Source organism: Aliiglaciecola sp. M165, from assembly GCF_007197995.1.
Taxonomy (GTDB): Bacteria; Pseudomonadota; Gammaproteobacteria; order Enterobacterales; family Alteromonadaceae; genus Aliiglaciecola.
Genome location: NZ_VKKH01000005.1, coordinates 95,711 through 116,510 on the forward strand (window position 1 = coordinate 95,711; position 20,800 = coordinate 116,510).

General features: G+C 44.4%; 22 protein-coding genes. 8 read left to right on the top strand and 14 right to left on the bottom strand.

Annotated features, from left to right (window positions below):
* Positions 1–58: 58 nt before the first annotated feature.
* The gene (locus FM019_RS10580; RefSeq protein WP_143835908.1) at positions 59–1,009 is read left to right on the top strand and encodes a transposase; all 951 of its coding nucleotides are present in this window, start codon (positions 59–61) and stop codon (positions 1,007–1,009) included.
* Between the two features lie 556 nt (positions 1,010–1,565).
* On the top strand, positions 1,566–1,763 hold the full coding sequence (locus FM019_RS10585; protein WP_143835909.1) for a hypothetical protein: 198 nt from the start codon (positions 1,566–1,568) through the stop codon (positions 1,761–1,763).
* A gap of 319 nt (positions 1,764–2,082) precedes the next feature.
* Here the strand turns inward: FM019_RS10585 and FM019_RS10590 are convergent, their stop codons facing one another.
* Entirely contained in the window at positions 2,083–2,934 is an 852-nt protein-coding gene (locus FM019_RS10590; RefSeq protein WP_143835910.1) for an alpha/beta fold hydrolase, read from the bottom strand.
* A gap of 114 nt (positions 2,935–3,048) precedes the next feature.
* Here FM019_RS10590 and FM019_RS10595 point away from each other — a divergent pair, with 114 nt between their 5' ends.
* Positions 3,049–3,423, top strand: coding sequence for a MerR family transcriptional regulator (locus FM019_RS10595; RefSeq protein ID WP_143835911.1), 375 nt, complete (start codon positions 3,049–3,051; stop codon positions 3,421–3,423).
* Between the two features lie 4 nt (positions 3,424–3,427).
* On the opposite strand, the gene FM019_RS10600 is transcribed toward FM019_RS10595, so the two are convergent.
* A complete protein-coding gene (locus FM019_RS10600; protein ID WP_143835912.1) occupies positions 3,428–4,090 on the bottom strand; it encodes a hypothetical protein in 663 nt (220 codons plus the stop codon).
* A gap of 122 nt (positions 4,091–4,212) precedes the next feature.
* Between FM019_RS10600 and FM019_RS10605 the strand changes: the two genes are divergently transcribed.
* Together FM019_RS10605 and FM019_RS10610 are read left to right on the top strand one after the other, a co-directional pair.
* A complete protein-coding gene (locus FM019_RS10605; RefSeq protein ID WP_143835913.1) occupies positions 4,213–4,770 on the top strand; it encodes a TetR/AcrR family transcriptional regulator in 558 nt (185 codons plus the stop codon).
* Complete coding sequence (locus tag FM019_RS10610) at positions 4,767–5,519, top strand: sulfite exporter TauE/SafE family protein (RefSeq protein ID WP_143835914.1); 753 nt, start codon at positions 4,767–4,769, stop codon at positions 5,517–5,519. Before FM019_RS10605 ends, FM019_RS10610 begins: the two co-directional genes overlap by 4 nt.
* On the opposite strand, the gene FM019_RS10615 is transcribed toward FM019_RS10610, so the two are convergent.
* Positions 5,516–6,310: an aminoglycoside phosphotransferase family protein gene (locus tag FM019_RS10615; RefSeq protein WP_260681600.1), complete on the bottom strand. Its 795-nt coding sequence runs from the start codon at positions 6,308–6,310 to the stop codon at positions 5,516–5,518. The genes FM019_RS10610 and FM019_RS10615 overlap by 4 nt on opposite strands.
* A 280-nt stretch (positions 6,311–6,590) precedes the next feature.
* On the opposite strand from FM019_RS10615, the gene FM019_RS10620 reads away from it, so the two are divergent.
* Positions 6,591–8,618, top strand: coding sequence for an NADPH-dependent 2,4-dienoyl-CoA reductase (locus FM019_RS10620; RefSeq protein WP_143835915.1), 2,028 nt, complete (start codon positions 6,591–6,593; stop codon positions 8,616–8,618).
* 52 nt (positions 8,619–8,670) lie between these two features.
* On the opposite strand, the gene FM019_RS10625 is transcribed toward FM019_RS10620, so the two are convergent.
* Both FM019_RS10625 and FM019_RS10630 read right to left on the bottom strand, forming a co-directional pair.
* Positions 8,671–9,057 carry a DUF6746 family protein gene (locus tag FM019_RS10625; RefSeq protein WP_143835916.1) on the bottom strand — a complete coding sequence of 129 codons (387 nt, stop codon included), beginning with the start codon at positions 9,055–9,057 and terminating at the stop codon, positions 8,671–8,673.
* Positions 9,058–9,504: 447 nt separating this feature from the next.
* Positions 9,505–10,410, bottom strand: coding sequence for a histone deacetylase (locus tag FM019_RS10630; protein WP_143835917.1), 906 nt, complete (start codon positions 10,408–10,410; stop codon positions 9,505–9,507).
* A 218-nt stretch (positions 10,411–10,628) separates the two neighbouring features.
* Between FM019_RS10630 and FM019_RS10635 the strand changes: the two genes are divergently transcribed.
* Together FM019_RS10635 and FM019_RS10640 are read left to right on the top strand one after the other, a co-directional pair.
* Positions 10,629–11,963, top strand: a complete 1,335-nt coding sequence (locus tag FM019_RS10635; protein WP_260681609.1) for a M28 family metallopeptidase — start codon at positions 10,629–10,631, stop codon at positions 11,961–11,963.
* A gap of 284 nt (positions 11,964–12,247) precedes the next feature.
* On the top strand, positions 12,248–12,466 hold the full coding sequence (locus FM019_RS10640) for a tautomerase family protein (protein ID WP_143835919.1): 219 nt from the start codon (positions 12,248–12,250) through the stop codon (positions 12,464–12,466).
* Between the two features lie 30 nt (positions 12,467–12,496).
* Here FM019_RS10640 and FM019_RS10645 read toward each other — a convergent pair whose 3' ends face one another.
* The 9 genes from FM019_RS10645 to FM019_RS10685 form a co-directional block, all read right to left on the bottom strand.
* Positions 12,497–13,177 carry a winged helix-turn-helix transcriptional regulator gene (locus tag FM019_RS10645; protein WP_143835920.1) on the bottom strand — a complete coding sequence of 227 codons (681 nt, stop codon included), beginning with the start codon at positions 13,175–13,177 and terminating at the stop codon, positions 12,497–12,499.
* A gap of 195 nt (positions 13,178–13,372) precedes the next feature.
* Complete coding sequence (locus tag FM019_RS10650; RefSeq protein WP_143835921.1) at positions 13,373–14,095, bottom strand: nitroreductase; 723 nt, start codon at positions 14,093–14,095, stop codon at positions 13,373–13,375.
* 161 nt (positions 14,096–14,256) lie between these two features.
* Complete coding sequence (locus FM019_RS10655; RefSeq protein ID WP_143835922.1) at positions 14,257–14,802, bottom strand: hypothetical protein; 546 nt, start codon at positions 14,800–14,802, stop codon at positions 14,257–14,259.
* 52 nt (positions 14,803–14,854) lie between these two features.
* The gene (gene murI / locus FM019_RS10660) at positions 14,855–15,673 is read right to left on the bottom strand and encodes a glutamate racemase (RefSeq protein ID WP_143835923.1); all 819 of its coding nucleotides are present in this window, start codon (positions 15,671–15,673) and stop codon (positions 14,855–14,857) included.
* 66 nt (positions 15,674–15,739) lie between these two features.
* On the bottom strand, positions 15,740–16,513 hold the full coding sequence (locus FM019_RS10665) for a VacJ family lipoprotein (RefSeq protein ID WP_143835924.1): 774 nt from the start codon (positions 16,511–16,513) through the stop codon (positions 15,740–15,742).
* Complete coding sequence (gene ccmI / locus FM019_RS10670) at positions 16,513–17,733, bottom strand: c-type cytochrome biogenesis protein CcmI (RefSeq protein ID WP_143835925.1); 1,221 nt, start codon at positions 17,731–17,733, stop codon at positions 16,513–16,515. Before ccmI ends, FM019_RS10665 begins: the two co-directional genes overlap by 1 nt.
* Positions 17,730–18,176, bottom strand: a complete 447-nt coding sequence (locus FM019_RS10675) for a cytochrome c-type biogenesis protein CcmH (protein WP_143835926.1) — start codon at positions 18,174–18,176, stop codon at positions 17,730–17,732. The genes ccmI and FM019_RS10675 overlap by 4 nt, the downstream gene beginning before the upstream one ends.
* On the bottom strand, positions 18,173–18,748 hold the full coding sequence (locus tag FM019_RS10680; protein ID WP_143835927.1) for a DsbE family thiol:disulfide interchange protein: 576 nt from the start codon (positions 18,746–18,748) through the stop codon (positions 18,173–18,175). Before FM019_RS10680 ends, FM019_RS10675 begins: the two co-directional genes overlap by 4 nt.
* The gene (locus tag FM019_RS10685; protein WP_143835928.1) at positions 18,745–20,793 is read right to left on the bottom strand and encodes a heme lyase CcmF/NrfE family subunit; all 2,049 of its coding nucleotides are present in this window, start codon (positions 20,791–20,793) and stop codon (positions 18,745–18,747) included. Before FM019_RS10685 ends, FM019_RS10680 begins: the two co-directional genes overlap by 4 nt.
* Between the last annotated feature and the right edge of the window lie 7 nt (positions 20,794–20,800).

Consider the following 20,800-nt stretch of genomic DNA (forward strand, 5'->3'; position numbering starts at 1 on the left):
ACTACCTACATCTGCCAGTTGTCTAAACTTACTTCAAACCCACCAACCCAACGGAATGATGCCGCTAGCAAGGAAACGCCAAATAAGCTTGGTCGACACACCCTACTATCATTGTGTGTCGCGTTGTGTCCGCCGTGCTTTTTTGTGTGGCGAGGACAAACTTACAGGCAAAAGCTTTGAGCATCGTCGTCAGTGGGTAGAAGACAGATTGTTATTTCTATCAACCGTATTTGCTATCGATGTCTGTGCCTATGCCATCATGAGTAACCACACTCATGTGGTGCTGCATGTAAATCTTGACCAGGCCAAAAGCTTGAGTGACAAGGAGGTGTGCTCTAGGTGGCACAAATTGCACAAAGGTACATTGTTGACTCAACAATTCGTTCGTGAGGGTAAGATTCTCTCGGAAGCGGAACAATTGACGGTAAACACCACCTTGTCTATTTACCGACAGCGATTAACTGACATCAGTTGGTTTATGCGTGAATTGAATGAGCCTATTGCCCGTCAAGCCAACAAAGAAGATAACTGTACTGGCCATTTCTGGGAAGGCCGGTTTAAGTCTCAAGCATTACTTGATGAGCATGCTCTCGCCGCTTGTATGGTCTATGTGGATTTAAACCCTCTTCGCGCCAATATTGCAAAGACACCAGAGACATCAAACCACACCAGCATCAAACGCCGCATTCATAACCTGAAAAAGGGCTACCAACCCAAAACCTTGATGTCTTTTATAGGCAACCCCAGGCAAAACCAACCTGAAGGACTCACCTTTAACCTGATTGATTACATTGCCCTTGTGGACCTATCAGGTCGAAGTTATGATCTGGAAAAGCGCGGGACTATTGCCTTGGGAGAATCCCCTATATTGCAAAGATTGAGCGTTGATGAACAACGTTGGCTAGCGATATCATCATCCTTTGAAACTACCTTCAGCGTCGCAGCCGGTCAGACGAACACATTGAGGCAATTTAAAAGGCGCTACAGGCAAAAAGCGCAATCTGGCTAGAATTTAATAGTCTCCTGCCCGACCGTTACATAAATCCTGCGCTTAGATAATTACTTGTTTAGCCCGATATCGTCTGAAATCGCGATTCAATCGCTAAAAATAGCAGAGCCCATCCCAGTCATCTTGTTAGTCCAAATTTCAAAACAAAATCACTGTTCACATTGAGATATTTATCCACATTTTGTGACCTTGTTTGATTCGTTGATTATGTGCCTGTCCATGATCTATGTCATGAATTCAATGTCCATGATCTAGATTTGTGCCTGTCCATGAACTAACTTCCATGAACTAACTATCATCTAGATTTGTGCCTGTCCATGAACTATATGTGTCCATGAACTATATGATGATCTAGATTTGTGCCTGTCCATGAACTAACTAGAACTAGAACTCAGAAAAACTGTACCCAGGTACAGGATACGCACCACAATATTGCTGCTAATCTCTATTTGTCGCTTAGACAAGTATTACTGGTATTCCTGTGACAATCATAATCGTTGCATGCTTTGTCATCGAGCCAATCAATTGTTAAATTACAAATATCAGGAGATATTTCATGGAAGAGTTAAATATAAACGAAGTGAATAGCGTCAGCGGTGGTGGCACCACAGAATGGGGTGTGTCGGTAGGTGCTGCGACGGCCTTTGTGGGTATGGCTATAGCTATTGGGGCAACAGCTCCAATTGGCGCTGGTATTCTAGCAGGTGCATCCATTGCATCTTCACTTATCGCCATTTACCACAAACTTGATTAACAATGTAAGGGAAGTCAGTTCCCTTTTTCGAGGATCTCATGTTCATTTTATTCGCTTCTTCCGTAGTAGTCTCGGTTCTAACAAGTTTACTTTTACTACTGATTGGGTATATCGCAGCCCAACAGGTTCTCATTTCCACATTGTTGGTAGCGACCTCATGCATGGTTCACTATCTATTTGTAATTGAGTTAAAAAAGGGTTGGAGCAAAAATAAAAAACAAAGTAAACAACGATAACTTATTGCTTGGTTTTTGAAATGAAAGGGAAAAGCTTTCAGATTATCAGGTATACCTGCACAGCTTTTCCCCCAGAACTGAGGTTACTTATACTGTTCAAAAAAACGAAAAACGTCATCCCAAAGCCCATTTGCCTTCGCAAAAAAGTAACCCATATGGCCGACTTGATTTAGCCCATGATCTTTAGGATTCAGGTCAACCATCTCCAAAACTGCATTTCGATAATACGGCATAAACGCATCTCTAGATTGAGGCATCGCCCATTTATCATCAATGGAGTTAACCGCCTTTATCGGTAGTCTTACCTTTTCAAACCGCTCTGACATACCCGGATATTGAGGATCTTGAAAGAAATAACTTGGGAACCGACACCAGCGCTTCCACTGTTTGTAAACACCCATAGGTAAGTCTTCACCCATTCCCAATATACTCCAACCTAAATAGCCTTTTGCCCGAGTTACAATTGGAGCGATGACATTCCACATGAATGACACCTTATACTTTTCCAGACCCGGCATCCAGCCATGCCAGCCAGCGCCCGTGCCAAAGGTATAAGCGGCATTAAGTTTGTCATGATTAGACAGCATGCCAATCGCATGACCACCATAAGAGTGCCCGACTAAATATAATGGAAGATCCTCTTTTGCTTGTTCGTCAATGACTGCCACCAAGTCTTTGCTCGCCCAGTCTCGATAATCCATTTCAAATCCTTTCAGGGTTGCTGGGGCTGAATCGCCTATGCCGCGATAATCGACAGTGACAACATTGAAACCCTGTTGGATAGATTGCATCGCAAATCGGCTATAAAAACGTTGAGGAACTCCCGTTGCCCCAGCAATGATGATGGTTCCCTTAGCACTGTCTGATTGATAAAGTCTTCCGGTCAATTTATAACCATCGGTCGCAACAATAGATAGAGGTGTAAATTCAGCCATGTCGGTCTCCTGAAAAATCTCGCGTTTGTCTGAGATGGCCTCATTCTAAAGTATGGAGTACACTCCATAGTCAAGCGATTTATTTCTGATTCCTACCGTTCAAAGGGGAAACAAATGAAAGCTAGTGAATTAGCAAAACGTGCAGATGTACCCAAAGACACCCTTAGATATTACGAAAAAATTGGCCTTATCAGCACACCGCCCAGAGGCATAAACGGCTATCGTGATTACCCAGAATCCAGTCTAGATGAATTACGCTTTATCAAAATGGCGCAATCTGTTGGATTCACACTGAATGAAATCAAGCCAGCGATCCCATTTCTGGCTAACCCTGTTCCGGGCTGTCCTTTGCTCACGAGCGCAATGACAAATCAAATTAAGCGCATTGAACAAAAAATCGCAGAACTCGAAACGGCAAAATCTACCTTACACCGTTGGTTGGAAAAATTGTCGATGCCACCTGTGGTAGCACCGTCAAAAACAAAATAAAAGGTTATTGCTTGCGCCATAGAATATAAACAACAACTAAAAACCAGATACAACAACTGAACAATAAAATGATCGCGCCATGTACATCTAAATGAATAGTTCCCGTCGCAAATAAAAACATATTCAGCGCGGACAGAACAATACCTGTTGAACTCATCAGCAAATGCTTAACTGGCCCAACTCCTGCCAGAATTGACCAACTAGCGATGCCTAACAACCAGCCTATGGCGCCTGTATAGGCTAACGCCTGATTACTGTTCCACGAAAAACTGCTTAACAGGTTGTAGGAGTCTTGGCTCAAGGTTGATTCAGATGACAGCCACACAATGGTGTTGGGAAAAATAAACCCACTCACCAGCGCGGCTCCGCACATGGACAATGAGCCAACAAGAAAGGCAAAACTAGAAAAGGAAAACAATAGAGAATTGCCAAAAAGTGCCTTTAACCCATATTGGCAACACACATAAAATAGCAAAGAACATATGATAAGAATGCCATGAACACTTTGATTTAGGGCGGCTTCGCGCACTATCTCGGCAATTTGTTCATCGACGTTGTCAGCACCTACTGTGGGATGGAACAAGACGAGCAACATAGATAGCAATGTAACCACCAAAAGAAACAAAGCGGTTATTTTTAAATCTTTAGGGGCATTTTGTGATGTCATGTGATTTACTCCTTGTGAATTCCCGCTAGACTATCAAGCCATGGCAAAAAGAAGTGGGACAAAACCCTACAGTTGTTCAATACTGAACATCGACACAGAATTGTTCAGTAAAATAAGAAACTATGACCTCAACATCTGACATCTCGCCGGACAAACGAATACAACGCACATTGACGGCGCTTCAACAAGCGTTTGATGCTTTGGTAACTAGCAAACCCTACGACGAAATCACCTTAAATGAGATTATTACCAAGGCCAATGTCGGGCGTTCAACCTTTTATCAGCATTACAAAAGTAAAGACGATATCTTGGCAAAAAGACTCAGTTGGCCAATGTCAGTCATAGCCAGTGCGGTAACAGAAGACGCAAATATTGAAGACATTCAAGGGATCCTAGCCCATTTCTGGGATAAACGAAGCTACGCTCGCATTGTGTTTGCAGGTTCCACCTTCAAACAAATCAAGCTCGTTTTAGCCGAGCACCTTAAAACCCAACTTAAAACGGTCGATCCCGCTCAATCCAGCCTTGTTCCGCATGAGACCTACACAAAAATGATCGCCGAGGCGCAAATGTTTTTGATCGCCAACTGGCTAACGGGTCAAACCCCCATCTCATTAGACAAAGTGACGATGGGGCTAATACAAATATCCCAGGCGATGTTCAGCGGATTAAAAAAGTGATTGAGCTTTTTTCCTACACACTAAGTTACCAGCAACTTGTAATGGTGCTTCTGGCCGCATTCTTTATTGGCATGGCAAAAACCGGTGTGCACGGTGTGGCAATGTTTGCCGTACCTATTATGGCACTAATTTTTGGTGGTAAAGCCTCGTCTGGTTTGATGCTACCCATGCTCATCATGGCCGACCTATTCGCCGTATGGTATTACCACCGTCATGCCAATTGGGGATTTCTAATCAAGCTCTTTCCCTCTGCAGCCGTGGGTGTATTGATTGCTACAGTAATTGGCAACAGCATTGATGATGTAATGTTCAAACAGATTATGGCAGTGGTCATTTTTGTCAGTCTTGGGATCATGTTATGGATGGAAACATCAAAAAAGGAAAATGTCCCAGATTATTTGTGGTTTGCTGTTTTAATGGGGACCTTAGGGGGTATCACTACCATGATAGGTAATCTCGCAGGTTCAATTATGGCATTGTATTTGTTGAGCATGCGCCTGCCGAAGAACGAATACATAGGTACCGCTGCCTGGTTCTTCCTGGCTATCAACCTTTTTAAAGTTCCTTTTCATGTATTCAGTTGGGAAACCATTTCGCTCAACTCGTTCTATTTGAACCTGCTTGGCTTGCCCTTTATCGCTTTAGGTGCCTATATTGGTGTGCAAATTGTTAAACGCATTGCGGAAAATTATTATCGGTGGTTGATTTTAGCAATGACTGCGATCGCGGCTGTCTTTATGATGGTTTAAAACGCAGTTAGGGCGATGTTAGTTTGCGCTTTAGAATAGGAATTCAATTTATAGTGTTCGGTCGCCCAACCTAACAAAAAGCGTTCAAAGTCAGCCCAGGCAAAAGAATATAAATCCCGCCATTGTGATTCAAGTGCATAGAAATCAACGGTTGCTCCATAATGTATGATTGCCTGTTTTAAATGGACAAAATACTCATCTAGCAAAGAAGCGGCATGTTGATGCAAGCCATCATCATCGAGACAGCTTCCCAAAAAATACACGACATCTTTGATCCCACAACCACCGCCAACATACTGAAAATCGACTGCCGCTAAGTCATGTTTTTCAAGGTCAAAACAAAAATTCGCCAGCTTCGCATCACCGTGGACCAAGGTTTGGAATTGACATTGATTTAACCTTTCATCGATAGCTTGTGCTTTGTCTTTTAGAGGGCCCGTCCTCATCTTGTGCCACTCATCTGGCCGCGTAGAGAGATGCCAATAGGTACCAACAGGCCATAGTGACTGAGTATTAGTTTGTAAAAAACGCGCATGGAAATAGGCCAGCCAACGAATGCCCTGTTCAATCAATGGCATCGGGGCATCATCACATCGGTAGTCAAACCCTGCTTGATCCAAATCTTCCATCACCAACCAGCTCATTTCGCTTTGAGAATCACTTCCCAAGCAAGCAGGAACGCGGCAGTAGGCATCGGTCATTGCGGCAAATCGTTGATAAAATACCATTTCGTTTTGATAAGAGCTTAATTTGCGTTGATGTATTCCAACCTCTTGGGTGAGACGCCTCATTAGCGGGATTAACGACTTTTACGATCACATTCGTGTTTTGATCAGGTACCCAATAACGTGCAACTTCACCGTATCCGCTCCACAGCTTTTGCAAAACGGTTACCTTCTGTGGGGCGTCTCCTGCAAACAATTTCTGTAATGCCATATTTAAAATACGCTGCGCTTCTGGTTGCATGCAAAATCCTTGGTCTACTAGGCGAGTGCTTTTTGTCTGAGACAAACCCTTGCACACTCGCTTGAAGCGACTTACTCTTTGACGATGATTTTAAAGGGTAACAATATGACAACATCCTCTGCATTTCCACATTTATTAGCACCTCTGGACTTAGGCTTTACTACACTGAAAAATCGCGCACTGATGGGCTCGATGCACGTTGGTTTGGAAGAAGAGAAAGGGGGCTTCGACAAGCTTGCAGCGTTTTACGCAGAGCGTGCAAAAGGTGGTGTTGGTTTGATTGTCACAGGCGGCATAAGCCCAAACATTGTTGGTTGGTTAGCCCCTTTTGCAGGGCGTATGAGTAGCCGGCGACACGCAAAAAAACATAGGGTTGTCACCGACGCAGTGCACCAAGCGGGCGGCAAAATATGCATGCAAATTCTTCACGCAGGACGCTATGGTTATCACCCGTTTAGTGTATCGGCATCGGCAGTAAAGGCGCCAATTTCAAAATTCATGCCTAAGGCCCTGTCTTCTAGAGGCGTTAAAAGCACCATTAAAGACTATGTAGAATGTGCCAACTACGCCAAAATCGCCGGGTATGATGGTGTTGAAATCATGGGCTCGGAAGGCTATCTGATTAACCAGTTCTTTTGTGAACGCACCAATCACAGGGATGACGAATGGGGTGGCAGTTTAGAAAATCGCGCCAGGCTTGCAGTGGAAGTGGTCCGTCAGACTCGTGAAAAAGTGGGGACCAACTTTATTATCATTTATCGTCTTTCGATGTTGGATTTGGTAGAAGGCGGCGCACCTTGGGAAGAAGTAGTTTATCTGGCTAAAGAAATTGAAAAAGCCGGAGCGACCATTATCAACACCGGCATTGGTTGGCACGAAACACGAATACCAACGATTGCCACATCTGTTCCCAGAGCAGCCTTCACCTGGGTAACCAAAAGGATGAAGTCGGAGGTCAATATTCCACTGATCACGACCAATCGCATCAACACACCAGAAATTGCCGAAAAAGTACTGGCCGAAGAACATGCTGACATGGTGTCCATGGCTCGACCCTTCTTGGCAGATCCACATTTCATTGCCAAAGCTATGCGTAATGAATCTGACCAGATCAATACCTGTATCGCCTGTAATCAGGCGTGCCTTGACCACGGCTTTGAGCGCAAGCGCGCCAGCTGTTTGGTAAATCCCCAAGCCTGTTATGAAACCGAACTGATCTTCAAAACTGTGTCGAGTGCAAAAAAATTAGCGGTTATTGGTGCCGGTCCCGCCGGTTTGGCATTTGCAACCTATGCGGCGCAACGGGGTCATAGCGTGCACTTGTTTGACAAAGCCAGCGAAATAGGTGGCCAGTTTAACTATGCAAAACAAATCCCCGGTAAAGAAGAGTTTTATGAAACCTTACGTTACTACGGCAAACAGATTGAAGTGCTTGGGATTGAGCTGCATCTGAATACTGAAGTTGATGTTCAAACCCTCGCGCCGTTCAATTTTGACGAAGTTGTTATGGCAACAGGCATCAAACCTCGTGAACTGAACATACCCGGCATCGATAATCCAAAGGTTATGAGTTATCTGGATGTATTGCGAGACCATAAACCTGTGGGGCAACGCGTTGCGCTAATCGGTGCGGGGGGCATTGGTTTTGATGTGGCTGAATACTTGGTTGAACAGGAAAGTCTCACTACAGATTTAGAAAAATGGCTATCCCATTGGGGCATAGACAAAACCTATCAACAGCCTGGTGCACTAACTAAACAGGACATTCACTGCGCAGATAGAGAAGTCTACTTGTTACAGCGTAAGAATAGCAAAGTCGGCGCAGGATTAGGTAAAACCACGGGTTGGATCCACCGCACTACATTGACCCAACATAAAGTAAAAATGATGAATGGAGTGACCTACGAAAAAGTCGACGATCAAGGTTTGCACATTAAAGTTGGCGACAAACCCATGCTGCTCGAAGTAGATAATGTCATTGTTTGCGCAGGCCAGCTCCCTTTCAGAGAGTTGGAGTCCAGCTTATTAGAAGCGGGCATGACAGTGCATGTGATTGGAGGCGCCGACGTAGCGGCTGAGCTTGACGCTAAACGTGCGATCCGCCAAGGTGCTGAGCTGGCTGCGCAGATTTAACTCCATACTTAGGGTATTCGCTGTATTGAATACCCTTAAAATCAATCCAGAATTAGTCGCACTTTACTGCATCAGTTAGTAATTTTGTCTGAGCAATATACTGACTACCGTGTGAGTCGATGGCTTGTTGATCAATGCGTTCTGAGGCCTTATGCACACTCTCTAAATTTTCAGCTACGACAATTAGGTCCTTCTGAATTTGAGCAACCGCATCCTCCAATGTGTAGGTTAGCTCGTGAACCTTTGCCATATCTACGGCATCAAGTGTCTCTTTGCTTAAAATGTTGGTGAGTTTGTCATTGTAGCTTTGTAGATTGCATAGAGCTGTGGCCAGATCAGGAGAAGGAACTGAAGGGAAATGACGATACGACTCTTTAGCAGACACAGTAGTGGCATTAACAAAAACAGAGAAAAAAACTGCAGAGAAAACGATCTTCATAATTCATCATCCTATTTATTTTGTGTAACAGATCCTAAAGTGCGTCAGTATACTCACATTCAGTGTCGTGAGTTAAGAGGTCATATTGTAGATGTAATCGTCATCCTGTTGGTATAAACGTCATCACGCAGGTATAAACATCATCCCGCAGGTTTAAACGTCATCCCGCAGGTTTAAACGTCATCCCGCAGGTATAAACGTCATCCCACAGGTATAAACGTCATCCCACAGGTATAAACGTCATCCCGCAGGTATAAACGTCATCCCACAGGTATAAACGTCATCCCACAGGTATAAACGTCATCCCACAGGTATAAACGTCATCCCGCAGGTATAAACGTCATCCCGCAGGTATAAACGTCATCCCGCAGCGCTCTTGTGCGGGATCTCCATATACATCAAACGAATTCCACATTGCATGCGCGCCAAAAAGCCTGCTGTGGTCGCTTAGGTGGCTGGCACCGCACCAGCAGCATGAAACAATTGTATATGCACCTCCACTAGCGCATCAATATTTCGCTGGTATCCTCCACCGATCACCGCAGCAACGGGTAAGCCTTTTTGTTGGCATAGTTCAAATACCAAAGTGTCCCTTGCCAATACGCCTTTTGTTGAAATATTCAGATGACCTAAATCGTCATTGATGTGGATATCTACTCCCGCATCATAGATCACCGCGTCTGGTTGAACATGGTTTACCGCAAGATTCAGTGCACAGTCTACGGTATCCAAATATTCATCATCCTCAGCACCTTTGGGCAGAGGAAAATCAAAGTCAGAAATCTGTTTTCGATGAGGAAAGTTCTTTTCACCGTGGATGGAAACCGTTGCAATCTGCCCATTATTTTCAGCTAGCTTCGCCGTTCCATCTCCTTGATGCACATCACAATCAAAAATTAGCACCTTATCGATAGACGAATGCTGCAACATACTTAGCGCGGCCAAGTACAAATCATTAAACATACAAAACCCTGAACCGTAATTGGCGAAAGCATGGTGATACCCACCAGTAAGATTTAAAGCTTTACCACTTTCAAGGGCTAGCTCAGCAGTTAACAAAGTCCCACCCACAGCCGTCATGGTTCGTTTAACCAATTGCTCCGACCAAGGAAAACCAATACGACGCATGGCTTTTGCATCAAGCTGGCCTGTGACAAGTTGTGATACATACTCAGGGTTATACACGCGGTTTAGCATTGCGACGGTCACCGGGTCTGGCGTATGAAAAACCGTTTTTGGCACACCTTTAGCGAGCAAAGCATCGTAAATGCCCTGATATTTCTCGATGGGAAAACGATGCTTATAAGGCAAATCTAACTGGCTATAAATGGGATGAAAAACCAACGGAGTCATAAGTACGGCAGGATGCTGAAATGGCTTAAAATTCCGTCTACTATCACAAAACAGCTGACCGCTTTACAGTAAAAAATCATTTTTTTATCGCTAATGTGTATCAAATCTGCAATTTTATCGTTTAAATAGCGGTTTATACCTACACCACATCCAAAACTAAAATAACAGGGGTTCGTATGCGCAATATTTTCTTACTCGGATGCTTCGCATTCAGTTCAATGGCTATAGCTAATCAAAACAATCCCAAAACCGAATTTACTGATCAGGCAGCGCTTCATAAAATCCAATCGCAAATATCCGCAAACAATATTGAAAGAGATATCGCCAAGCTGGTGAGTTTTGGTACTCGCCATACGTTATCTGAAACTGAATCAGATACGCGCGGAATTGGCGCCGCACGGCGTTGGATTAAAGCAGAATTGGAGAAAATTTCCAAGGCCTGTGGTAACTGCCTGGAAGTGTATTTTCAATCAGAAACCATTAGCGGTGAAAGACGTATCCCTGACCCTGTTGAAGTAGTCAGTGTAATTGCTGTGCAAAAAGGCACAACTGATCCAGGTCGCTACGTGATCATGTCGGGTGATATCGACTCACGTGTGTCAGATGTGATGAATTATACCGACGATTCACCCGGCGCCAATGACAATGCTTCTGGTGTTGCTGGAACGCTAGAAGCCGCCCGTGTGTTGTCAAAATACAAGTTCAACGGTTCGATTGTTTACGCTGCTTTAGCAGGTGAGGAGCAAGGGTTATTTGGTGGCCGTATTATGGCAGAACAAGCGCAAAAAGATGGTTGGCGCATTAAAGCCGTGTTAAATAACGACATGATCGGAAACATCGAGGGCATAAACGGTGTAATCAATAACACCACTGCACGGATCTTTGCTGAAGGTACGCGCCAAACTGAAACACCTGAAGAAGCCAGACTAAGACGCTTTACTGGCGGTGAGGTGGACTCTCCTAGCCGTAATCTTGCGCGTTATATTGATTGGATGGCGGACCGATACATTCCTAATCTCGACACTATGGTAATCTATCGTTTGGACAGGTTTCGCCGCGGCGGTCATCATCGTCCGTTTAATGATTTAGGCTACCCGGGGGTGCGCATTATGGAAACCAACGAACATTATGACCGTCAACATCAGGACCTGCGCACCGAAAACGGGATTGTTTATGGAGACACCCTTGATGGCGTGAACTTCGAGTATGCTGCCAAGCTAACAGCGCTCAACGCTGTTTCACTAGCGGGTATGGCTTGGGCTCCCACTCCACCAGCAAAAGTAGAGATTAAAGGCGCTGTGCAACCCAGTACAACGCTAAGCTGGCAAGCCGCAGACAAAATACAAAACCCCAATTTGGCCGGTTACAAAATCTACTGGCGCTACACAGATGCGCCCCAATGGCAATTTAGTCGTTATGTTGGTGATGTTACAGAGTTCACCTTAAAGAACGTCGTAATCGACAACTACTTCTTTGGCGTCGCCAGTGTTAGTAAAGACGGTTACGAGAGTCCCGTGGTCTTCCCAGGGGCAGCAGGCGCATTTGGAGAGTGACGCTAATCGTCATCCTCGAAAAATTTAAACGCCATACCCTCTTGCAAATGCCTGCGTCATTATCGACGCGTGCTTGCCCTGCATCATCCCCGCATGCTTAGCCTACGTCATCCCCGAGGCGCTCTTTTCGGGGATCTCCCTCATCACTGACCATTTACACTTAACTACGCAATGCGTAGTGGGTTACTACGTTTTGCAATGCAGATTCAGTTTCAATGGCTATGTACCATGTCTCTACCGATTCGAATCGGAATATCAAACTAACTGACTAACGGAGAATACAAATGCCAATTATCAACGTCAAACTAATCGAAAACGTCTTTAGCAAAGAACAGAAAAAAGAAATCATTTCTCGCCTGACCGATACAATGGTCGATATCGAGGGTGAAAATATGCGAGGTGTAACCTGGGTTTATATCGAAGATATAAAAGAAGGAGATCTTGGTATTGGTGGTCATGCTCTGCATGCCGCGGACGTTCACCGTATGCAGCACGGTGAGTAAACGATAGGGCGCTTAGCGCCCTAAATTCTTTCAACTGCTTACAGCTTGAACATCTACGTAGCGCGATAAAGGAAACCAACTCATAACGTTCTTTCGCAAATACCCCGCGCCATTAAATTTGATTTCTCTGTCGGCATAGGCCGCTAAGCTTTTTTCCCCCATCCAAACTTCTGCCAAACTACGAAGCGTACAGGTAATATACATCGATACGTCATAACCAGGATCTTCATTACACAAATCGACTGAATCACTTTTTGCTATCATCCACCATTTGGTTGCATCAGGCTGGTCACTCAGAATCACACAGAAAACATGCTGTCCATCTGGCAGACTCTCGATTCTAAGAGTACGATGAAAGTCCCACATGAAGGTGCCGGCATCAATATCGATATCGCATAACTGATCGCGCGCCCACCTTAGACCCCACCTGGCTAACTGGTCCATGATCGGTGCCAGTTCTTTGCCACTCTGCGTTAAATAATAGTTTCCTCTATTTTTACCTAAATCCTTTTTATGGATGATAAGGCCGTTTTTTTCCATGGTCTTCAGTCTGTTACTCAAAACAGTTGGAGAGATCCGCGGCAGAGCATTTTGAAAATTATTGTATCGGTGAGCTCCCATAAACAATTCGCGAAGGATCAGCAAAGTCCACTTATCTCCCAAAATATCTGTCGCCTTTAAGGTAGGGCATAAGCTACCAAACTTGTTCATCTAATTAGTCATCCAACGAATTGTAGTTAGATTAATAGCTTAGCAATATTAATTTGATTTTACAGGGATTGGGAAAATGAGCCTCTAACCTCACTATACGAAAGTGGATCTCTTTTAAATAAAAATAATAGGCCACGCACCAGACCTCGGCTTAAGATACCACCGGGAATAGAAAAATGTCTGCGGACTTTTTTATCACTTGCTTCGGATCAACAACTCCTCCAATGCAATTTTATTTGGGCGATACTGATTCACTTTTTCATCTTCTTTGGGATAACCCAGTGCCAACCCGCACACCAACTTGTACCCATTGGGAATGTCAAAATGCTTTTCTAATGGTGATCGCCACATGCCAAGTGCACCTTGCGGGCACGTCCCCAAGCCTTTGTCGGTCGCAGACAACATGAGAGACTGCATCATGATCCCAGCATCCACTAGTGCGGTGAATTTCATACCCGGATGAATAAAAACAAAGATGGCGACAGGTGCATCAAAAAAGGTGAAGTTGCGTGACATGGCCTCGTCCCTAGCTTTTTTGTCTCCACGCTTAATGCCAAGCACATCATACAAACCTTTACCCGTATGCATCCTACGATCTTGAAAGATTCCAGGGTACTTACCTAGTATTGGTTTGTAGTCACCATCTGGCATGGCTTTGCTAGTGGCGACATTAAAAAGCTTTAACGGCAATGGTTGGCGCTGGATTTTATTGATTTTGTAGTAGCGTGAAAGCAGCTCCTGACCAAGCTGTTTGCAGGTCTCCCCAGTCGCCACGGCTACTTTATATGGTTGAGTATTAGAGCTCGACGGTGATTCGATTGCATCGCTCAAAATCCCATTGATGATTTCTTGCGGTACAGGTTTGTCAGAAAACGCACGGATGCTTCGGCGTGAATGTAGTGCTTGTGAAAATTCCATAGAACCTAATGAATCGAGTAAAATTGACTAAATATTTTCATACCACTGGACCATGGGTCAACTACTGTAAAACCTATAACGAGATTGATTGCAGGTTATTTTCCAGTGTGTATTTTCTGGTATTCTTAAAACAGAGCCGCTAAAAACTGTCTACTTTGCGGTTAATTCAAATTATAGGGACACGACTTGCTTGTGTCTTTCATATCACAAACAAATGTCTGCTCAAATCGCTCTCGCCAGGTATCGAATTTTTCCGTTTCGACATCCATTTTCCAGACTTTTTGGATTTGATAATAACTTTCCTTACCGGAAATCATCAGATGAAGCACTTTTGCTGTGACCTTATCGTCTTGGATACATTGGGTCTGCCAATACAAGACTTCATCTGCAATCGCTTTGGGATGTTCTAAAGTGATAGATTCGAATTTCTGACAATGGCGCTGACCAGGTGCATCCATTTCTGCCCGTTTGACATTCAAATCTGGCGACTGCCCGTAATAAATACTCACTGCATAGGTGTCTACCCAGCGTTTACCCGGTTTTTGCCACATGTTTGAACGATAACCGCGTTCTTCTTGCTGAAACAATTGCCAACCTTTTATTTCTTCTATAAACGGCATGACTAAATGCTCGCCTTGATAAACGCTTGTTTGGCTCGCACACCCTAAAATACATAGGTTAAAAAATGCGATGAAAAATAGGCGCATCAATCTTTTTCCTTGTCCGGCGGTTTGGTTTGATATCAACTTAGTCACACACTTAGTTGATGTCAAATGCACTAGTTTTTGTGAAATTACCATGCCAAAGCGTCTCACAGGTAAACCGTGTTTTTTCATCAAACTGGCTGGAATAAATACGTGAATTAGCTTTTTGTTTTTTGGAAGTGAATATGTCCAAGGCAATGAGCCGATTTTCTACCTGTTTTGCGATTGCTTCGCTGGTATTGACCAAGGTGGTTTGCCTACCTACTATTTTGCCAATTTGCTCGGACAGAAATCCGTAGTGAGTGCATCCCAATACAATGTGATCAGCATTGGCTTTTAACATGGGATCCAGATATTGCTGCAACATTTCTATGGTTTGCGCATCATCGAAATGCAGGTTTTCGATCTGTTCAACCAAGCCTTTGCAAGCTTGATTGACAATGGCTTTATCGCCAGAAAAGCGCTTTTGCAGCTGCGCATATTGTGGACTTTTAAGCGTATTGGCTGTTGCCATTACACCAATAACTCCGGTTTGCGTTGCTTGCAGCGCAGGCTTGATACCAGGCTCTACGCCTACAAAGTCTATGGCATACAATGATCGCAATTTACCTATGCAGGTCAATGTTGCAGTGTTACAGGCGACAACAATTAATTTAACCTTTTGACTGATCAAAAAATCGATGATCCGCTGGCATCTAGCCAAGACTAAATCCGGTGACTTTTCGCCATAGGGGGCATTGGCGCTGTCAGCAACATAGATCATCTCTTCGTTTGGCAACAATTTAGTTATAGCGTTTGCGATAGAGATACCGCCTACACCAGAATCAAAAATTCCAATGGGTGCATCGCGGTTGTGTGAGTTGAGAGAAGGCATGTAAGCGGCTAATTAAGACTTTGGGAAAAAACGAAAGGGTGGGTCGCACCCCTTCGTGCTAGTGATTTACAGGTCGTCGAGGAAGTCTTCGAAATTTTCGTCTTCTTCTTCGATTTGAGCTTCGTTCTTCTCCGGGATTTTTCCGTCTAAGACTTTGAATTCCAAATTCTGGAAGTAAGCGTTTTTCACAAACGCATAGGGGTCGAGCGATTGTTCTAAATTCGCTTCTTGTTCGATAAGTTCAGCCCGAGCATCTAACGCTTTGATCCCAGCACGAAAGGCTGCCACGTAAAAGGTTAGGTCATCGAGTGGAAAATACGAGGTATCGACAATATCACCCACCGCACTTCGAATATCTGTTGGCCCCAATGCAGGTAACATTAAAAAGGCGCCCGTGCCAACACCGTATTTACCCAGCACTTCGCCAAATTCTTCTTCTTGACGTTCCAGACCAATTGCCGAAGCCACATCAAACAAGCCTAAAATACCCACCGTTGAGTTCAATGCGAATCGCCCCAAACTCGTCAAACTGCCACCAACTTTACCTTGCAGTAAGTTGTTAACTGTATTGGACGGCTCTTCTAAGTTTAGTGCCGCGTTAAGTAGCCCTGTTCTGGCTGGAGAGGGCACATAATCAACGTAGGCAACAGCCGCAGGTCGCAATAGGTATTCATCCAGAATCTCATAGTTGAAATCCCACATTACGCGGTTAAACCCTTCAATAGGGTCCCTTGGATCTGAATAACCTTGGTTATCGACCTGTTCATTGGTCGCTTGTCTAGAGGCGCAGCCACCTAACATAAGCAACGTTACAACAACCAATAAAACTTTATAATTCATTAAAGCAATTCCTTATCTATCAATATATTTTGCAAGATTTGTGTGCCTGGTTTCAGGTCAACCACCACCTCTCCTTGCAACTCCCCTGTTGTTTGAGCGACATTTTCATCAACTGAAATCCGCGCCACGAGTCTTGTCTCGTTCAATTGCGAAATTTTATAGGTTGGCATCATGGCATTGGCATCTGACAACTCCACTGATACGGGTAAATCGCTCAACTTACTTTTAACCACTGCTGCCGGCATTTTTACCTGGCCATTGGCGTCTTGGGCGAACACAAACAAATAGCCATCAGCAGGTATTTTATCTTTAAGTTGTTGATCAATGTCCACAGTAATGAGAACCGAGGTTTTGCCCAATTGAACAACTTCCCCACCCAAGGCTGCGATACGTTGATCAACTTCCAATTGCATAGGATCGTTTGGCGCCAATTTAACTTTCAAACTTTGCCAATTTTCAATTGCCTGATCGGTTTTTCCTAACTGCGTTGACGTTACCGCCAGCATGCCCAATGCGTTGGCGTCCGCCGGATTGAGTAAGACGAGTTTCTTCAGCAATGGTTCCGCATGGCGAAGATAATCTTCTTGCCCGGTCATAACAAGTGTCTGAGTGTAACTAGATAATACACCCGGATGTTCGGGCGCTATTTGATACGCCTTTTCAAAGGCCTGCAGTGCTGTGTCCAATCGATTCAAAGACGCATGCAAGCGTCCTAGCAGCAACCAACCAATATGATCGTCTGGGGTTTTGATCAACTTGGTGCGCATAGCCAAGGCAAAATCTTCAATATCTTCGGCTGTCACTGTGGGGTCGGCATCTAGGACTATTCGTTTAGCCAATTCAGACGATTGTTGGGTGACCGCTTGCCAATCTTTCACGTCACCGACTTCATTACTCTTGTAATAAATAAATCCACTGATCGCCAGTGTTGAGATCAGCCCGCCAGAAACCATCCATTTTGCTGAACTATTGCCAACGTGTGTTTCTGAGGTCTCGTCCACCAGGGCAAGTTTTAACTCTTTGATTGCAACCTGTTTGTCGTCTTCTGATATCAAGCCTTCTTTGACTTCACGCTCCAATTCGGTCATTCGCTGTTTGATAATTTGCGTATTCGATAACACGTCTTGATTCTTGCGCGCGAACCCTGCCACCCAAGGAAGGATCAATATCCCAATCGCGATCACTGACAATAAAACAACACCTAGCCAATAATTGCTCACTTATCTTTCTCCAATAACGAATCAGCTTTCGCCAGCACAGCCTCATCAAAATCTTCAGTTTGTTTTTTCCGTCTAGAAAAAACCACGCCTAAGGCGATTAGCACAAACAACGGGGGAAGCAACCATAACCAGACTGTTAGCGGTGTAACAGGTGGTTTATAAGAGACAAAATCGCCATAGCGGGCTTTCATAAAATCAACAACTTCCTGCCTGGATTTACCTTGCTGCAGCAATTCATATACTTTGCGTCTCAAATCATGGGCAATCATCGCATCCGAATCAGCAATATTCTGGTTTTGACATTGAGGACAACGTAGCTCTTGCGTCAATTCTAAAAAGATTTTTTGTTTTGCCGGGTCGTCAAATACAAAAGCTTCTTCTGCAGCCAAGACTGGAAAAGCCAAAAACGTCAAGATTCCAAAAAGTATGGTTAACTGTTTCATTCAGCCACCAATTGATTATAAAGAGGGGCAATTTTGTTATTCCACACACGAGGATTAATATCCCCAATGTGATGCATTCTCACCACACCTTGTTTATCGATGAGAAAGGTTTCTGGAGCACCTGTGACCCCTAAATCCAAAGAATAATCTCGTTTCACATCAAAGATATTAAATGCATACGGATTACCGAGTTGACCTAACTTAACTTCAACTTCTTTTTGGATGGTTGGAATACTCTTGATACCAAAATCGGGATCTGTATCCTGGTCGTAGTACAACCCCACAATCCTAACTCCTTGCTCTTCACGAAGCTGGGTCAAATAAGGTAATTCGACGGCACAGGTAACACACCATACTCCCCATACGTTCATAAGTGTAACATCCCCCTTGAACACGTCGGGTGTATGCGTCACCTCTGGTTGCATGAGATCAGGCAGTGAAAATGGTGGTAACGGCTGATTAATGAGACTTGAATCTAGCTGTCTAGGATCACTGTACAAGCCTTTGTATAAAAAAATTGATAACACCACAAACATTGTTAGCGGGATCATAAATATGGTTACTTTTCTCATGCTTGTCCCTGGGAAACTTTTTGTGCGGTTGCGACATTAGATGCTTCTACATCTGGCGTTGCTAGCTTTGCAAACCGTTGTTTCACCTTGGCAACTTTTGCCATCCTGTAACGTTTATCGCACATGGATAACACGCCACCAAACGCCATTAAAAATGCGCCTGCCCAAATCCAATTTACAAAGGGTTTGATATACAAACGCAGTGCCCAAGCACCGTTGTTGAGCTGTTCACCCAAAGCAACAAATAAGTCTCGGCTGATCCCTGAGTCGATCCCTGCTTCTGTCATACTGGTGCGCTGCACCGGGTAAAAGCGTTTTTCCGCTTCCAGATGTGTAACCTTTTCAGATAGTGACGTGTCGGTGTAGACATCAACTATCCCTACATGACCTGAATAGTTAGGCCCCACTAAATCGCGAACGCCGGTAAATTGGAATGCATAGCCACCTAATTCAACCACATCACCAGGACGCATACGAAGGTCTTTTTCTTCTTCGTAATTACTCACTAGCGTGATCCCAATCAACATTACAGCAAAGCCGATATGACCAAACACCATCCCCCAATGACTTGGCGTCAAACTCGTCAATCTTTTGAGCAAACTGCGTTCTTTGTTGTGCGATGCATCAGTACGCTGCATGATTTCTTGTATCGTGGAAACAAATATCCAACCACTCAATACCAGACCCAATGTTGCCATGTAGGTCATCTGATCGTAACTGGCTTGAATTAAGAATGCGGCACTGACACTGATGGCAAAAGCAACAATAAGGTGTTTTTGTAAAGCCTTAGGCGATTGTCGTTTCCAGCGCGAAAGCGGACCGATAGCCAACAGCAGCACAAAAGGCACAATTAAATAAACGAACATTTCATTAAAGAAAGGAGCACCGATTGAAATCGATCCCAAGCCCAGTTCTTTGTGGACGAGTGGCAATAGGGTGCCAAGTAATACCACCATGGTGGCAGCGGTAAGTAACAGGTTGTTTCCAATGAGCATCACTTCTCTGGAAAACCATTCATAGCGGCCAACACTTTTTAACTGAGGTGCTCTAACTGCGTACAAGATTAATGAACCGCCGATCACAATTCCTAGCAACGCCAAGATAAATAGACCACGGGTGGGATCACTGGCAAATGAATGCACCGATACTAAGATGCCGGAGCGAACTAAAAAAGTGCCCAATAAACTTAATGAGAAGGCAGAAATGGCCAACAACACTGTCCACGATTTAAATATTTTACGCTTCTCTGTCACCGCCAGGCTGTGCATCAGAGCGGTGCCAATCAACCAAGGCATAAACGAAGCGTTTTCTACTGGATCCCAGAACCACCAGCCACCCCAACCAAGCTCGTAATAAGCCCACCATGACCCTAAGGCGATCCCTACGGTCAAAAATCCCCAGGCCGCTATCGTCCACGGACGCGACCATCTTGCCCAGGTTGAATCCAATTGACCGGATATCAATGCGGCAATGGCAAAAGCAAAGGCTACAGAAAATCCGACGTAACCCATGTAAAGCATGGGCGGATGAATGATCATGCCGAAGTCTTGCAACAGTGGATTTAAATCTCTTCCGTCAACAGGGTAAAAAGGTAACAAACTCTCAAACGGGTTTGATGCCCACAACATGAACAAATAAAACCCGATAGCGACCATCCCTAAAATAGACAGGACTCGGGCGACCATGGCTTTAGGAATACCATCACTGAGTAAAGCGACAGCGACTGTCCAGATCGCGAATATCAACACCCAAAGTAGAAACGAGCCTTCATGACCGCCCCACACAGCAGTGATTTTATAATACCAAGGCAGCAAGCTGTTAGAGTGATGGGCGACATAGGCAATGCTGAAATCATCAGTGTAAAACGCATAGGTCAAAGCAACATATGAAAATGCAGTGAATAAAAACATGCCGATGGCCAAAGGCTTTGCTGTGGCCATCATTTGTTGATGGTTTTTCTGAGCACCCCAAAGCGGGTATATTGCTAATAGCATTGACATCAGCAATGCCAGGATAAGTGAAAAGTGCCCTAATTCAGCAAACATTCAATTG

What these genes read in the sequence shown, in the direction of transcription:
- FM019_RS10685 (WP_143835928.1), bottom strand. Translation starts at nt 20,793, where the DNA reads ATGTTTGCTGAATTAGGGCACTTTTCACTTATCCTGGCATTGCTGATG.
- FM019_RS10605 (WP_143835913.1), top strand. Translation starts at nt 4,213, where the DNA reads ATGACCTCAACATCTGACATCTCGCCGGACAAACGAATACAACGCACA.
- FM019_RS10580 (WP_143835908.1), top strand. Translation starts at nt 59, where the DNA reads ATGCCGCTAGCAAGGAAACGCCAAATAAGCTTGGTCGACACACCCTAC.
- FM019_RS10600 (WP_143835912.1), bottom strand. Translation starts at nt 4,090, where the DNA reads ATGACATCACAAAATGCCCCTAAAGATTTAAAAATAACCGCTTTGTTT.
- FM019_RS10665 (WP_143835924.1), bottom strand. Translation starts at nt 16,513, where the DNA reads ATGAATTATAAAGTTTTATTGGTTGTTGTAACGTTGCTTATGTTAGGT.
- FM019_RS10655 (WP_143835922.1), bottom strand. Translation starts at nt 14,802, where the DNA reads ATGCGCCTATTTTTCATCGCATTTTTTAACCTATGTATTTTAGGGTGT.
- FM019_RS10620 (WP_143835915.1), top strand. Translation starts at nt 6,591, where the DNA reads ATGACAACATCCTCTGCATTTCCACATTTATTAGCACCTCTGGACTTA.
- FM019_RS10640 (WP_143835919.1), top strand. Translation starts at nt 12,248, where the DNA reads ATGCCAATTATCAACGTCAAACTAATCGAAAACGTCTTTAGCAAAGAA.
- FM019_RS10585 (WP_143835909.1), top strand. Translation starts at nt 1,566, where the DNA reads ATGGAAGAGTTAAATATAAACGAAGTGAATAGCGTCAGCGGTGGTGGC.
- FM019_RS10595 (WP_143835911.1), top strand. Translation starts at nt 3,049, where the DNA reads ATGAAAGCTAGTGAATTAGCAAAACGTGCAGATGTACCCAAAGACACC.
- FM019_RS10630 (WP_143835917.1), bottom strand. Translation starts at nt 10,410, where the DNA reads ATGACTCCGTTGGTTTTTCATCCCATTTATAGCCAGTTAGATTTGCCT.
- FM019_RS10635 (WP_260681609.1), top strand. Translation starts at nt 10,629, where the DNA reads ATGGCTATAGCTAATCAAAACAATCCCAAAACCGAATTTACTGATCAG.
- FM019_RS10625 (WP_143835916.1), bottom strand. Translation starts at nt 9,057, where the DNA reads ATGAAGATCGTTTTCTCTGCAGTTTTTTTCTCTGTTTTTGTTAATGCC.
- FM019_RS10615 (WP_260681600.1), bottom strand. Translation starts at nt 6,310, where the DNA reads ATGAGGCGTCTCACCCAAGAGGTTGGAATACATCAACGCAAATTAAGC.
- murI (WP_143835923.1), bottom strand. Translation starts at nt 15,673, where the DNA reads ATGCCTTCTCTCAACTCACACAACCGCGATGCACCCATTGGAATTTTT.
- FM019_RS10650 (WP_143835921.1), bottom strand. Translation starts at nt 14,095, where the DNA reads ATGGAATTTTCACAAGCACTACATTCACGCCGAAGCATCCGTGCGTTT.
- FM019_RS10645 (WP_143835920.1), bottom strand. Translation starts at nt 13,177, where the DNA reads ATGAACAAGTTTGGTAGCTTATGCCCTACCTTAAAGGCGACAGATATT.
- FM019_RS10675 (WP_143835926.1), bottom strand. Translation starts at nt 18,176, where the DNA reads ATGAAACAGTTAACCATACTTTTTGGAATCTTGACGTTTTTGGCTTTT.
- FM019_RS10590 (WP_143835910.1), bottom strand. Translation starts at nt 2,934, where the DNA reads ATGGCTGAATTTACACCTCTATCTATTGTTGCGACCGATGGTTATAAA.
- FM019_RS10680 (WP_143835927.1), bottom strand. Translation starts at nt 18,748, where the DNA reads ATGAGAAAAGTAACCATATTTATGATCCCGCTAACAATGTTTGTGGTG.